Origin of the sequence: Streptomyces sp. NPDC059443 (genome assembly GCF_042750105.1) — a bacterium.
GTDB lineage: Bacteria > Actinomycetota > Actinomycetes > Streptomycetales > Streptomycetaceae > Streptomyces.
Window position 1 is genome coordinate 96474 of sequence record NZ_JBHYVM010000030.1, and the last position, 14043, is coordinate 110516.

Below are 14043 nucleotides of genomic sequence, written 5' to 3' on the forward strand. Positions count from 1 at the left end.
CTGGGTGGGGGGGGTGGGGGGGGGGGCCGGGGGGGCGGGGGGGGGGGGGGTGGGGGGGGGGGGGGGGGGGGGGGGGGCCGGCGCCCCCCCCCCCCCCCCCCCGCCGGGCGCTCCTTGGAACGATCTTCTTGTCGGCGGACCGCCGGCAACTCTTCGCCCCAGGGGAACCACATGAAGCCGACCCGAGCCGCCCTCGTCCTGGCAGCCGGCGCACTCGCTCCGGCCCTGCTCCTGTCCACCCCGGCCCTCGCGCCGGCCCGGCCACCGCGTCCGCCGCCGTATCGGCGACGACGCCGACGGACGCCGACAACGCGGTCGCCATCGCGAAGATCCTGGCCGACCCGGCCTCCGGAAAGGCTGTCATCCGCGAGGCCAACAAGGCCCTCGACGGCACGGCCGCCGACCGCGCGGCCTTCCTCGCCACGGGCCTGCGGCTCGCCCGGGCCGAGGACGACCGCGTCTCCGTCGCCACGATCCTGGCCCGCCCCGGCATCAGCGACGCCCAGCGCGCGGCGGCAAACAAGGCGATGGACGGCACCCCCGAGGAGCTGCGGTACTTCGTGACGGTCGGCCAGTACCAGTACTGATCGCGCGGCACGGCCGCCACCGTCCCCGGGAAGGGGGCGGGGCGGCCGGCGCTCGGCGCGGAATGCGTGGAGGCCGCCATCAGGTCACCCGGCGCCGTACCTCCGGGCGGTGGCCAGCACCTCGTACTCGGCGCCCGCGCGTTCGAGCAGCATCACCCCGGCGTCACGGCCTTCGTGCTGGACGCGCAGCCGCGGGCCGTCGAGCACCACGCGCAGCTCCGGCCACGGGTGGTTCCACAGGAGCACGGAACGCTCCCACAGCTGCATCCCTCGCGTGGTCACCCGCAGCTGGTACGGCGGGCTCTCGTAGGGGCCGGAAGGGCTGTGGTCCGTATACGGAGGTCGCACGGTGTGCGCGCCGAGCACGGTCTCACCGGGCTCCAGGACCTGCGCACGCACGGCGTCCTCCCGACCCAGCCGCGCACCGGCCAGGCCCGCGAAGACCGCCACCAGCACACTTCCGGGCGCCAGCACCCACCAGGGCGCGACCTCGGCGCCCCGCGCGATGAAAGCCACTACGGCGAGCAGCGCGATCGCCCCGCCGCCGGACAACGCGCCGCGCCGGATGCGCCGGGCTCGCTCCACCTCACCGGCATCCGGATCCAGGGTCACGGTCACAGGCTCCGCACGAACGCGTCGAACGCCTCCGGGGCCACCGTGAAGGCGGGCCCGTCGGGACGCTTCGAGTCCCGGACGGCGACCTGGCAGGGCTGTGTGGCTACCTCGACGCACTCGCCGCCGGTGTTGCCGCTGTACGAAGCCTTGCGCCAGGCGGCTGCGCCGAGGGGGGCGCACTCGACGCACTCGCCGCCGTTGGATCCGCTGTAGGACGACTTGCGCCACAGCGCGCCCGCCAGGTTCCGGTTATTTCCCATAGCGTTCCTCCATCACGCGAGCGATCAGCTCTGCCGACGCCCGGGGGGAGAGGGCCTCGGCCTGCAGGCGAGCGTAACCGACCGAACGCTCTTTGATCACTTGCGGGTTGGCGGTCATGTGCCCGGAGTCGTAGCTCTCCCTGTAGTGGAGGTCCGGGTCGCCATCGAAGCGCAGCATGGTGAATGAGCCCATCATTCCCGTGTGCTGGCCTGCTTTGAAGGGCAGCACCTGGATCTCCAGCCACGGTCGGTCCCGGAGGCTAAGCAAGCGGGCGAGCTGGTCCCGCATGACCCCACTGCCTCCGATCTCCCGGAGGAGAACCGCCTCGTCCAGCACCACCCACGACACCGGCGGGCTCTTGCGAGCCAGGATGCGCTGCCTGTCCATTCGGGCTGCCACGGAAGCGTCGAGCGTATCGGGGCTCTCCACGCCGAGCACCGCGCGCGCATAAGCCTCCGTCTGGAGGAGGCCGTGCACCAACTGGCACTGGAAGGTGGAGATGAACGTCGCCCGGGCCTCCATCTCCGCGTACGCCTGGAACCAGCTCGGCAACTGGCTCCGTAGGACCAATCCCACCAGTCGGGAGAAGTGCCCGTCGGTACCCAGCGCCGCGTCCAGCCGTTCCGAGAAGTCCCGGGTCGGGACCTTCTTGGTCGTCTCCACCTGCCCGATCAGGGAGGCGGTGCAGAAGATGATGTCGCCCAGCTGCTGCTGTTTCAGGCCCGCGGCCTCCCGCAGGCGGCGGAGTTCGAAGCCGTAGTAGTCCAGCGGCGAGGCGCTGGGGTCGAGGTCGCGGATGTTGACCATGGGATGGTCACCCCCATGAAGAACGCGTGCGGATTCAAGTCATCGCCGAGCGTAGTGACTTCGACACGCTCCGGGATGGGGAATCCCGTAACCATGTGACACGGCCGCCCCCACCCCCAAGAGAAGGGGGGCAGGGGCGGTCGGCGCTCGGCGCGGGGTGGGGGGAGATCAGCAGGCGCCGAGGTCCTTCCAGACACCCCATTCACCGGTGGTGCCGGGCACCTCGTTCTGCGTCCACCACTGGGCCTTGTACTTGTGGCCGTTGTACGAGACCTCGTTGCCGCCGGTGTAGACGGTCCCCGCGACGTAGGCCGGAGCGGTGCAGCCCGTGGTGGGCGGCGTCGTCGGAGGCGTGGTCGGGGGCGTGGTCGGGGGCGTGGTCGGCGGGGTCGTGGGCGGGGTGGTGGGAGGCGTGGTCGGCGGGGTGGTCGGCGGCTGGGTGGTGCCGCCGAGGGAGTCCGAGATCTGGTTCAGCAGGGTGGCCTTGTCGTCCAGGCCGAGGAGGGAGTACATCATCGCGCCGGCCAGGCCGCGCTGCTTGCCGTAGTCGACCCGGGCCTGGATGGACTTCTGGTTCAGGCCGGTGAAGAACTCGCCGTCCTTGAAGAAGTACGAGGCCTTGGCCTTGTCGTCCCAGAAGGTGGTCGCCGGGTTGTCGACGATGCCGCCGAGCTCCTTGTAGAGCGCGATGCCGGCCTGCTGGCTGGTCGGACGGGCCGCGGAGGCCTGGGTGGCGGGCTGGGCGAGGCCGTTGGTGGTGCCGGGCGAAACGCCCTTCCAGCCGCGGTAGTAGAACTCGTAGCCCAGGGTCAGCTTGTTGGCGGGGAAGCCGCCGGTGATCCCGTAGGCCGCGTTGCCGTCGATCCAGGAGTCGATGGCGTTCTTGATGCTGTACTTCTCGGCGCCCGGGGCGATCGCGTCGGTCGGGTCGGAGTCCGAGGGCAGCAGCGGGGACTGGTGGTACGTCGGGCCGTCCGCGTCCCAGGCACCGTGCATGTCGTACGTCATGATGTTCGCGTAGTCGAGGTACGCGCCGATCTTGTCCGTCTCGACGTTCTTGATCTTGTCCTGGCCGGCCGGCAGGGCCGAGGTCAGCATGTAGTGCTTGCCGCCGTTGGCCGCGCCGTAGGCGTCGAGCTGGGTGCGGAACTCCTTGAGCAGGAGCGTGAAGTTCTGCTTGTCCTCGGGGGCGTAGTGGTTGCCGAGGTGGCCGCCCGCCGAGCCCGGGTACTCCCAGTCGATGTCGATGCCGTCGAAGATGCCGGCCGCGCTGCCCGCGCCGCCGTAGCCGCCCTCGACCGGCAGGTTGCCCTTGATGTACTGGTCGATGCAGGACGAGACGAGCTTCTTGCGGGAGGCGTCGGTCTTGGCCGCGTCGCTGAAGTACTTCGAGTACGACCAGCCGCCGATCGAAATGTTGATCTTCAGGTTCGGGTACTTGGCCTTCAACTGCTTGAACTGGTTGAAGACGCCGACGATCGGCTGGTCCCACTTGTCCGCGACGCCGCTGACGCTGTCGGCCGCGCTGAAGGACTTCTGGTAGTCGGCGTACGAGTCGCCCGCACCGTCACCGGCGCTGGCGTTGTTGTCGTCGCCCGCCGCCTTGTTCGCCTCGAAACAGGTGAGGTCGGTGGGGTGGATGTTGCCGAACGAGTAGTTGATGACGTCCAGTTTGCTCGCTATGCCACGGGTATCGAGGTGCTTGGGATAAAAGGCGTTCCCGTACACGCTCCACTGGTCGTAGTAGGCGATCTTGACGTTGCCGGCCGTCGCGGTGGTCGAGGATTCGGCCGCCGCGGCCGTACCGAGCCCCGCGAAGGTGGCCAGCGCTCCGGCTGCCAGCGCTGCCGTGGCGGCGGCCGCGATGAGGGGTTTACGGATGTGCATGAACTGCCTCCGGGGGGTGGGAGGGGAGAGCGAGAACATCAGGTGGGAGAAGTGATAGCGATCACGCCCCGTCCGCGTCAATGGTTTGGACCAAAGAAGGACTAGACCACTCGCGGGACAAACCCCCTAGTCAGAGGCGTGAGTACATACCAAAAACTGCCCGCCACCCCGGGTGACGAGCAGTTTAAGGACCTCTTATGCCATCCGCTCGCAAGGTTTCGGCAACAAACCAGCCAAACCCCGTTCGCCTGCGGTCAGAGCCGTGCGGGGCCCTCCCCCGGCATCCCGTACGCATCTGCGATGAGACCGTAGGAGCGCAACCGGGCCTCGCCGGAATGAGCGTTGGAGGTCAGCATCAGCTCGTCGGCACCGGTCAGCTTGGCCAGCGCGTCGAGCCCCTCGCGCACCTCGTCGGGGGTGCCGTGGACCACGCTGGAGAGGCGTTCGTCCACGATCTCCCGCTCCATCGGCGAGTACGCGTACGCCGCCGCCTCCTCGGGCGTCGGGACCGGCCCCAGGTTCCCGGTGCGCAGCCGCAGCCCCCACAGCGCGCCCGCCAGCACCTGGGCGCGGGCCTCCTCGGCGGTGTCGGCGGCGAGCGCGCCGACCGCGACCATGGCGTACGGGGCGTCCAGGACGGCCGAGGGCCGGAAGGAGCGCCGGTAGAGCTCCAGGGCGGGCAGGGTGCCGGGCGCGGAGAAGTGGTGCGCGTAGGCGAAGGGCAGTCCGAGCCGTCCCGACAGGCTCGCGCTGAACCCGGAGGAACCGAGCAGCCAGACCGGCGGCCGCCCGGCGGCGCCCTGCGCCGGGCCGGGCACCGCGTGCACGCGGGCGTACGGGTGCCCGTCGGGGAAGTCGTCGTCGAGGAAGCGGATCAGCTCCGCGAGCTGCCGGGGGAACTCGTCCACGGACTCGTCGCGGCGCCCCGGCCCGCGCAGCGCGGCGGCGGTGTGCCCGTCGGTCCCGGGCGCGCGGCCGAGGCCCAGGTCGATCCGGCCCGGGGCGAGGGCCTCCAGGGTGCCGAACTGCTCGGCGATCGCGAGCGGGGCGTGGTTGGGCAGCATGATCCCGCCCGAGCCGAGCCGGATCCGGGAGGTGTGGGCGGCCAGGTGCGCGAGGATCACGGCCGGGGAGGAGCTCGCCACGCCGGGGTGGGAGTGGTGCTCGGCGACCCAGTGCCGGTGGTAGCCGCGGGACTCGGCGAGCCGGGCTATCTCCACGCTGGTGCGCAGGGCTCCGTGGGCCGTGCCGCCGGCGCCGACGAAGGCGAGGTCCAGGACCGAGAGCGGCGCGGGGGCGTGCCCGAGGGCGGTCCCTCTGATCTCGTCGGCGCCACCGCCGCCGGTGGTCTCGGTGCTCTCGGCAGTGTCACTCATCGTGCTCCCCGCTCCGCTCGGTCGTCCTTACGGAGAAGCCAACCCCTGTCCGCCCATCGGGCATTCCCGGCACACCGGGACAGGATCGGGCCGGTTTCCGGGAAGGTTCCGGGCAGGTTCCGGGCAAGCCCATGACCTTGGCATATGCCAGAGGAGTAGATCCAGGCAGAGGGACGTGATCGAGCCATCAATCTCCTCAACAGGCGCTCCACGTGGGCCTCTTGATGGCTATCGTGGTAGGGCAAGCGGTAACAACCTGCTAGGGGGAAACCGTGGCGCTGAAGCCCGAGCCGACCGCGCCGTTCCACTCGGTGCAGTACGCCCTGCGCGTACTCGAAACGGTCGCCCGCCATACCGGCGGCGTGACCGATGTACAGATCGCGCGTGAGACCGGCCTGCCCGCCGTCCACCTCGCCCCGATGCTCCTCATGCTGCGCCGTGAGGGGTACGTGCTGCAGGTGTCCGACGGCGCCTATGCCATAGGGGACTCCCTCGTCCTCCTGGGCTCCGGCATCGACCGCCAGCAGGCCCTGCAGAACAAGCTGCAGGACACCCTGGACCGGTTGCGGGACTCGGTCGGCGCGGCGGTCTACATCAGCCGGTACGTGGACGGCGAGGTCCGGATCACCCAGTTCGCGGACAGCCCGCGCACCCCCAAGGTGCACGAGTGGGTCGACTTCCGCTCGGCCGCGCACGCCAGCGCGGTGGGCAAGTGCCTGCTGACCCAGCTCGACCAGAACGGGCGGCGCGACCACCTGTCCCGGCACAAGATCGCGCGGCTGACGTCGAAGACGATCGTGAACGAGCGGATCCTGTTCTCGAAGCTGGACAGCCAGCCGGCCACGGTGCCGATGCTCGATCTCCAGGAGTACGCAGTCGGCACGGTCTGCGCGGCCGTCCCGATCACCGCCGGCGCCTCGGTGGGCTGCCTGGCCCTGTCGATGCCGGTCGAGCACGCCCACCGGCTGCGGGCCGCGGCCGACGCACTGAACCGGAGGGCCGCGCCACTGCTGCTGTCGCTCACCCTGTGAGCGGTCGGGGGCCCCGGAAGGGGCCCCTGTCCGTTTGAATCCGGACCGGCCCGCATAGGCCTGGACGTGGCCCGGAAAACACTTCGGGCGGTTCCCGGTGAACCGGAAACCGCCCGAAGGACAGGTGCGCCGCCAGGGACTCGAACCCCGGACCCGCTGATTAAGAGTCAGCTGCTCTAACCAACTGAGCTAGCGGCGCCTGCTGACAGAGAAAATACTACCTGCTCCTCCGGGGTGCTCAAAACCGCGTTCAGCGACCCAGCAGATCGGCCCGCCCCTGGGCCTCGTAGGAGGCCCGCAGGGCCGCCAGGTCCGCCGGGGCCAGCAGCCGGTACGAGGCCTCGCCCGGCGGGCGCCACCACACCGGGTCCGGGCCGGGGGCGCCTCCCGGCAGCGGCTCGGGGAGGAAGGCCGCGCGGCGCAGGGACACCCGGTGGACCTTGTTCGTCGCCGTGACGGGCATCGCCCCGACGATCCGTACGTAGCGCGGGGCCATCTTCGTACCCAGGTCGGGCTGGGCGGCGAGGAAGGCCTCGAAGCCCTGCGGGGAGAAGACCGCGCCCTCGCGCAGGGCGACGGCCGCCATGACCTGGTCGCCCGCCACCTCGTCCGGTACCGCGTACACCGCGACGGCGGCCGCCCGGGACCAGCGGGCCAGGATGTTCTCGATCACCGCCGCCGCCAGGTTCTCGCTGTCGACGCGCAGCCGGTCGTCGGTGCGGCCCGCGAAGTACAAGAAGCCCTCGGGGTCGCGGAAGAAGAGGTCCCCGGTCCAGTACCAGCCCTCGCGGGTGCGCGCCGCCTCCGCCTCGGGGTTGCGCCAGTAGCCCTCGAAGAGGCTGCGCCCCTTGTTGACCAGCTCGCCGATGGCCTCGTCCCCGTTGAGGAGGCGGCCCCGCGGGTCGAGGACCGCCGGCGGGCACTCCCGGCCCGTCTCCGGGTCGATGACGGCCAGGTCGTCGCCCGCGCCCGCGCGGCCCAGCGCGCCCGGCGGGGTGTCGGGGGTGCGCTGGACGGAGGCGCCGCCCTCGGTGGCCCCGTAGCCCTCGACCAGGCGGACCCCGAACCGTTCGGCGAAGCGGGCCGCGTCGACGGCGCCGGCCTCGGTGCCGAAGCCGAGGCGCAGCGCGTGGGCGCGGTCGTCGGGGCCGGGCGGAGTGGCGAGGAGGTACTGGACGGCCCGGCCGACGTAGGTGAAATAGGTCGCCCCGTAGGCCCGTACGTCGTCCAGGAACGCGGAGGCCGAAAACCGACGGCGCAGGGCCACCGCGGCGCCGGCCGCGAGGGCCGGGAGCCAGTCGGCGATGACGGCGTTGCCGTGGAAGAGGGGCATGCAGATGTAGTGGACGTCGTCCGGGGTCACCGAGAAGTGCCGGGCGAGGGAGTCGCCCGCGGCGGCGAGGCGGCCCTGGGTGCAGATGGCGGCCTTGGGGGCGCCGGTGGAGCCGGAGGTGAAGTAGAGGAGCAGCCGGGAAGACGGGCCGGGGCCGTCACCAAGCGTGGCGTCGCTGGGCTTCGCGCCGGCGTACGGGGCGAGCAGGGCCTCGTATTCCGGCGTGTCCGTGACCAGGAGGCGTACGCCGGGCAGGTCGAGTCCGCGCAGGAGCGGCAGGTGGGCCCGCTCGGTGACCAGGATCCGGCAGTCGGTGTGCAGGATGTCGCGGGCCAGCTCGGGGCCGCGCCGGGTGGGGTTGATCCCGGCCACGGCGGCCCCCGCGAGGGCCGCCGCGCCGAGCCAGAACGGGAACTCGGGAGTGTTGTCGAGCAGCACCCCGATGTGCGGCTCCGCCCCCGGCGGCAGCAGGTCGACGAGGAGCGCGGCGCGAGCCGCGGACTCCAGGGCGGTCCGGTGGTGACTGAGGACGCCTCCGGCGTACTTCAGACCGGGCCGGTGATCGCCCCATTGGCTCGCGATGAGCTCCGCTACGGTTTCGGGTGTGGTCGGTAGCCGCATGCCGCCGGAGGATACCTGACGCTCCGTCAGAAATGAACGCCGGCGGCGGGGATCGGCCGCGAGCGGGACATCAGAACTGGACGTCGGAGCAGGAGTAGAAGGCGTTCGCGGTGTCGTTGATCGTCCAGACGGCGAGGATCATGTGCCGGCCGCTCTTGCCGCTGGGCATGGCGCCCTGGTGGACGGTGGTCATGGCGGGGCGGGCGCCGTTGTAGGCGACCGTCAGGAAGGGCTGCGGGTCGAGGTCGGCGCGGGTGAGGGGCTTCGTCGGGTCCCAGCCGTTCTTGGTGACGTAGTACCGGAAGTCGGTGGTGGAGTGGTTCGCGGTGAACTGCCAGCGGAAGCTGTAGCTCTGCCCGCTGGTCACCGGGGTCGCCGGCCAGGCTCCGCCGCGCGGGTCGTCGAGCTGGGCGAACTCGGAGTGGTTGGCCGAACATATGTGACCGTCGGCGGGACCGGCCGCGGGGAAGCCCTTGGGGCCCTCGACGCTCTGGGGCTCCCACTGGATGGGGCCGCAGTCGGCGACGGTCTTGTTGGCGCAGAGCTTCTGACGGCTGATGGGGGTGTCGGTGTAGCCGTGGCTGCTCGCGGTGGGGGCCGTGACGAGCGCGAGGGCCGCGGCGACGCCGAGGCCCACGGCGGTGGCCGCGGCCTGCTGGGCTCTGGGCATGCGGAAGGAACGCATGATGCTCCTTGAACGTGGGGGGAGGTTCGGTGAGAGCGTGCGCACGCGTGGGGATGGGCCGTGCCGGTGCTGCCACCGACGCGGCCCGTTCTCGATTCTTTAGGTCTAGACCAAGTCCCACAGTATTGACGGGAGTTGGCCATGTCCAGACCAATGGAAGAACGGGTGGTCCGGCCCTCCGGATCCACCCGTTCTCCCCCGCGTCCCCCGCGTCCCCCGCGTCCGCGTGTGCGCGCCGCGCTACTCCGGGCGGCCCGTGTAGAACGCGACGGTCAGGTCCTTCACCAGCGCCTTGCGCTCGTAGTCGTCGAGCTCCACGATCCCGCGCGAGGTCAGCCGGTGGACGGTGTCGTCGACCGCGTCGACCACCGAGGTCAGGACGGTGTCCCGGTGCTTGGCGTCGATCGCCGCGACCCGGCGCCGCCGCATCGCCTCCGCGACCTCGGGGGCGTACTCGATCCGGGTCGGCTGCGCCGAGAACACCTCCACGCCCACCGCCTCGGTCTCGGCCGCCAGCATCCGGGTCAGCGCGTCACCGACGGCCTCGGCGTCGCGCAGGGTCGGGGCGTCCTCGTGGAAGGCGTCGGCCGGAAGCTGGGACAGGACGCGGGCCATGGCCGATTCGACCTGTTCGGCGAGGTAGTCCACGTGATCGGCGACGGCCAGGGTCGCGCGGGCGGTGTCCTTGACCTGCCAGACGACCTGGACGACCACCTGGAGGGCGAGGCCGCCGGAGTCGACGGCGGACATCGGGTCACTGCGCCAGTGCCGGAGCCGGACGTCGACCCGGCGGCGCAGCAGGAGGGGGCTGATCCAGGTCAGGCCGGAGCGGCGGACGGTGCCGCGGTAGCGGCCGAAGAGGGTCAGCACCCAGGCGTGCCCCGCCCGGCCGCGGCCGAGACCGCCGAGGGCGAGGAGGGCGACGACCCCGAGGAAGGCGAGCGGGGGCCAGAACCTGGCCTGGAGCCCGCGGTAGGGACGTGGCTCCGCCCCGAACGCCACGGCGAGGGCGTCGGGGACTGCCCCGGCCCGCCAGAGCACGACCGCGCAGCCGGCGAGCGCGAGACCGCCGACGGCCACACCGATCCAGCCGGGCAGCACGGGGCCGTGGTGCTCGCGCAGCCGGTCGTCGCCACGGGGCACGCGGCGGCCGGGGGCGGGGCGAGCGGCCTTCTCCTTGACCTTCTCCTTGGCCTTCTCCTTGGCCGGGGCCTGGGCGTGGGCGTTGGCATGGGCGTTGCCCCCGGCCGGGGACCCGTCCTGGGTCTGGGGACGGGCGGCGCCCCGGAACGGGAGATGGACCGGCACCTCGCTCACCGCGACCCCGCGCACCGCCCCGACCCGCGGCAGATCCTGCGTATCGTCCTCCCCCATCCGCGCCACGGCCCGCGCGACCACCTCCACGACCTCCGGTCCGGGGCCGGATCCGGGTCCGGGCACGGACCGGGAGCGATCCGGCACTTCGACTTCGCCGGTGTCAGGGCTCTCGCCGGCCTCGCCGAACGGGGCGGCCGGGTCGGCGTGCGCGCCCCCCGGCTCCACCACCCGGTGCCCGGCTTCGCCGTAGGCGTCGCCGGAGTCCGCGTCGGCCGCGCCGCTCGGGGCGACGATACGGGGCTCAGCGGGCGCGGCGGCTTCCCCTGCGGGGGCTGGCACCGACCAGGACAGGTCCCGCGCGTCGGCCGGACCGGCGGAGGCGGCCTCGGGGGCGGCCTGAAGCCCGGCCGCACCGGGGAACTCACCCCGAGCGGACCCGAAACCGGACCCGGACCCGGACCCCGACCCGGACACCGACCAGGCCAGGTCCCGCGCGACGGGCTCCGCCTCCGGGGCGGGCGCCCCGATCAACGAGCCGCTCTGCCGGGCGGCTTCGCCCTCGCCGAGGGCAACCGCCGTCGGCCAGGCTTCGTCCTGGGGGTGCGGGCGGCCGGTCTCGCCGCTCGGCGGTACGCGGTCCACCGCGGCGAACGCACCCCCCGGTCGGCCCACTTCGCCGAAGGAAGCTCGCGCCTCCCCCGGAGCGGACGCGGCGCCGACGACCACCGGTTCCGCGACGGCAGGCGCCGGCACGGACCAGGACGCCTCCCGTCCGGCGGACTCGACCACCGCGACGGCAGGGGCGCCGTGCCCGGGTGCGTCGTCCCGCCGATCGCCTCGGGCGGCGTGCGCGTACTCGCCCCACGCGGGCGCTCCGCCAGCATCAGCACCGGCCACTCCGATCTCGGTGCCACCGGACGCGGTCCCGACCCGGGACGGCTCGCGCCCGCCGGACGCGGCCGGGGCGGCCGTGTGCCCGTATCCGCTCCACCCGGGCGCTCCGCCGGCATCGCTGCCGGTCGCCGGTCCGGTAAGCGCGGCCTCGCGGCGGGAGGGCTCCCACTCGGCGGGATCGGCTTCCGGGGCGGGCGCCCCGATCAACAGCCCGCTCCGGGTGGCGACTTCGCCCCCTGAGAGGGAATCCGCCGCCGCACGGGACGCGCCCCGGACGGGCGAAAGCACCGGCCACGCGTCTTCTTCCTGCGGGTGCGAGCGGCCGGATTCGGCTTCGAGGCCGCCGCGACGGGGGGCGGCGGCGCTGGCGTAACCCGTCTCCGGGCCTGCCTCCGCATGAGGACGCGGGAAGTCGGGGGCCGTCTCCGGCTGGGGGTGTGGGCCCGCTTCGGTCCGGGTCCGGGGGGCCGGGGCATCCAGCCGCGCCGGGGCCTCCGTCCACGCCGGGGCATGCGGCCGCGCCGGGGCATGCGGCCGCGCCGGGGACGGCGCCCAGGCGGGCGACGGCGCTGCCGGGGTGGGACCGTCGGCGGTGCGGGGCTCGGCTTCCGCCCGGGCCGGGCGGGCGTACGGCTCCTCGGCCCGCAGCGGCCGGGGGGCCGACGCGTCCGCCGCGAGAGCATGCGGCCACGGCTCCGTGGCCGCGGCCGCCGGTGCGAACACCTCCACCGGCTCCCGCTCCGGCGTCCCGGCCACCACCCAGCCCGGCTGCGCGGCCCAGCCGCTCGTGGTGGCGGCCGGGGTGGGGGCGGGTTCCGGGACCGGGGGGACGTGGAAGCTGCCCGTGGTCGATGTGGTGCGCGTGGGGTACATCGTTGCCTCCGTCATGCGAACAGCCGTCGCCAGGTTTCCGGGCCCGGGTAGCCGTCGGCCTCGGCTCCGCGCCAGCCCTGGGCGCGCTGGAAGGCCTCGACGTTGCGGCGGTCGGCCTCGCCCCAGCGGGGGCCCGGCCCGGATGTGTAGTACTTGCCGAAGCCCTTCTTCACCAGCTGGCGGCCAAGGGCGGTGATGGACGGGTGGGACACCCCGGGGCGGAAGACCGAGGCGCCCGGGAAGGCGGGCCTGCCCGCCGGGCCCGGCGCGCCGCCCGGCGTGGGCGGGATGTCCTTGCCCTGTTTCAGGGCGAGCAGCCGCCAGGTGTCCGCGCCCGGGATGCCGTCGGCGTCGGCTCCCGTCCAGCCCTGGGCGCGCTGGAAGGCCTGGGTCGCCTGCCGGTCGGCTTCGGTCCACTGCGGGCCGATGCCCTGCGGGTAGAAGCGCAGGCCACCGCGTTCGGTCAGCATCCGGCCGAGCTGGGTGATGTAGGCGTTGTTCGCGCCCGGCCCGAACTTCGACGCCCCCGGGAAGGTCGCCGAGACGACCGGCGTGCCGCCCGGCGCCGGCGGATCGGGGACCGGCTTCTCGGGAACCACCCCGCCCGTCACCCCGTTGAACCGGTACGGGATGTACTTCGCCGCGTTGCTCCAGTAGCCGTAGGGCGTGGCCTGGCGCCTCGTCGTGGGCCGCGTCTGCTCGTAGGCGGTGTAGTAGGTCCGCGACTCGTCCACCCAGCCGCCGAAGAGCACGACGTGCGAGCCCTTGTTGGGATCGGCCGGGTTGTGGAAGAGCAGCATGTCCCCCGGCAGCAGCTCGTCCTTCGTGATCTTGGTGGCGAACTTGTCGAGGCTGCCGGTCCACTCGTTCGTGCCGAGGTTCCACGCCATGGAGACGAAGCCGGAGCAGTCCTGCCGGTAGCCGTCCGACCAGTACTCGGACATGCTGTACGGGACCTGCGCGTCCAGCCACAGCTTCGCCCGGTTGATGATCGTCGCCCGGTCGGTCCGCTTCACCGCCGAGGGCGCTCCCGGCAGGCCGGCCGGTTTCGCCGACGGGCTGCCCTTCGGCCCGTGCAGCGGGGCCCGGCCGCCCTGGGGCGAGCCCGGGTCGTCCAGCGACACGGTGCCTCCGGGACCCGGGGCGGTCACCGCCACGGCCGCTCCCCCGCCGCCGCCGAGGACCACCCCCGCGGCGGTGGCCAGAACCAGTGCGCGGCGGGCTCCGCGCGCAGCGGGGTGACCGCCGTCGCGCAGCGGTATGGCTCGGGCGCGGGCGAGCGTCCGGCGGCGCTGGGCACAGCCCCGGCACGGGCAGTCCCCGGCGGGTTCGTATTCCTCGAAGGCGGGCATCGGCATCGCCGTGGCCGGTGTGAGCGCGGGCGCCGCCATCACCGCCGCCCCTGACACCGTCGGCGGCGCTGTCACTGCCGCTACCGCTGTCGGCTTTGCTTCGTACACATGCGTCGGAGGCTGCATCGTCATGCGGTTCCGTCACTCCCCTGCTCGTCCGCTGGTCGGCCGGGACCGCGTCTGACGGGGCATCAGAGTTGGCCTGGCCCAGACATATCGTGCACGACAAACCCCCCAAACATGGGTTAATCGGACAGCATGGGCGCGGCCTGTCACGAGCACCGGTGCGGGTGGGGTAGAGTTTTCCCTGTCACCAAGCGCCGCTAGCTCAGTTGGTTAGAGCAGCTGACTCTTAATCAGCGGGTCCGGGGTTCGAGTCCCTGGCGGCGCACAGACGGAAGAAG

General features: G+C 72.7%; 11 protein-coding genes and 2 tRNA genes. 3 read left to right on the forward strand and 10 right to left on the reverse strand.

Annotation, left to right across the window (positions count from 1 at the left end; genetic code table 11):
* The first annotated feature begins 128 nt into the window (after positions 1 to 128).
* The gene (locus ACFXDJ_RS26360) at positions 129 to 587 is read left to right on the forward strand and encodes an ALF repeat-containing protein (RefSeq protein WP_384663015.1); all 459 of its coding nucleotides are present in this window, start codon (positions 129 to 131) and stop codon (positions 585 to 587) included.
* Between the two features lie 84 nt (positions 588 to 671).
* Here the strand turns inward: ACFXDJ_RS26360 and ACFXDJ_RS26365 are convergent, their stop codons facing one another.
* From ACFXDJ_RS26365 to ACFXDJ_RS26385, 5 genes are all read right to left on the reverse strand, one after another.
* Positions 672 to 1199, reverse strand: coding sequence for a hypothetical protein (locus tag ACFXDJ_RS26365; RefSeq protein WP_384663017.1), 528 nt, complete (start codon positions 1197 to 1199; stop codon positions 672 to 674).
* Positions 1200 to 1201: 2 nt separating this feature from the next.
* Positions 1202 to 1462 (reverse strand): DUF397 domain-containing protein, encoded by a 261-nt coding sequence (locus ACFXDJ_RS26370; RefSeq protein ID WP_384663018.1) that lies wholly within the window; start codon positions 1460 to 1462, stop codon positions 1202 to 1204.
* Complete coding sequence (locus ACFXDJ_RS26375) at positions 1452 to 2270, reverse strand: helix-turn-helix domain-containing protein (protein WP_384663020.1); 819 nt, start codon at positions 2268 to 2270, stop codon at positions 1452 to 1454. The genes ACFXDJ_RS26370 and ACFXDJ_RS26375 overlap by 11 nt, the downstream gene beginning before the upstream one ends.
* 168 nt (positions 2271 to 2438) lie before the next feature.
* The gene (locus ACFXDJ_RS26380; protein ID WP_384850483.1) at positions 2439 to 4157 is read right to left on the reverse strand and encodes a glycosyl hydrolase family 18 protein; all 1719 of its coding nucleotides are present in this window, start codon (positions 4155 to 4157) and stop codon (positions 2439 to 2441) included.
* A gap of 254 nt (positions 4158 to 4411) precedes the next feature.
* Entirely contained in the window at positions 4412 to 5533 is a 1122-nt protein-coding gene (locus ACFXDJ_RS26385; RefSeq protein ID WP_384663021.1) for an LLM class flavin-dependent oxidoreductase, read from the reverse strand.
* A 272-nt stretch (positions 5534 to 5805) separates the two neighbouring features.
* On the opposite strand from ACFXDJ_RS26385, the gene ACFXDJ_RS26390 reads away from it, so the two are divergent.
* Positions 5806 to 6564: an IclR family transcriptional regulator gene (locus ACFXDJ_RS26390; RefSeq protein WP_384663023.1), complete on the forward strand. Its 759-nt coding sequence runs from the start codon at positions 5806 to 5808 to the stop codon at positions 6562 to 6564.
* A 125-nt stretch (positions 6565 to 6689) separates the two neighbouring features.
* On the opposite strand, the gene ACFXDJ_RS26395 is transcribed toward ACFXDJ_RS26390, so the two are convergent.
* From ACFXDJ_RS26395 to ACFXDJ_RS26415, 5 genes are all read right to left on the reverse strand, one after another.
* Positions 6690 to 6763, reverse strand: a tRNA-Lys gene (locus ACFXDJ_RS26395).
* A 51-nt stretch (positions 6764 to 6814) separates the two neighbouring features.
* Positions 6815 to 8518 (reverse strand): AMP-binding protein, encoded by a 1704-nt coding sequence (locus tag ACFXDJ_RS26400; RefSeq protein ID WP_384662762.1) that lies wholly within the window; start codon positions 8516 to 8518, stop codon positions 6815 to 6817.
* Between the two features lie 70 nt (positions 8519 to 8588).
* Positions 8589 to 9203: a lytic polysaccharide monooxygenase gene (locus ACFXDJ_RS26405; protein WP_384662764.1), complete on the reverse strand. Its 615-nt coding sequence runs from the start codon at positions 9201 to 9203 to the stop codon at positions 8589 to 8591.
* Between the two features lie 240 nt (positions 9204 to 9443).
* Positions 9444 to 12287, reverse strand: coding sequence for an SPFH domain-containing protein (locus tag ACFXDJ_RS26410; RefSeq protein WP_384850486.1), 2844 nt, complete (start codon positions 12285 to 12287; stop codon positions 9444 to 9446).
* Positions 12288 to 12298: 11 nt separating this feature from the next.
* The gene (locus ACFXDJ_RS26415) at positions 12299 to 13645 is read right to left on the reverse strand and encodes a peptidoglycan-binding protein (RefSeq protein ID WP_384662770.1); all 1347 of its coding nucleotides are present in this window, start codon (positions 13643 to 13645) and stop codon (positions 12299 to 12301) included.
* Positions 13646 to 13956: 311 nt separating this feature from the next.
* On the opposite strand from ACFXDJ_RS26415, the gene ACFXDJ_RS26420 reads away from it, so the two are divergent.
* Positions 13957 to 14030: transfer RNA gene (locus tag ACFXDJ_RS26420), tRNA-Lys, on the forward strand.
* The last annotated feature ends 13 nt before the right edge of the window (positions 14031 to 14043 follow it).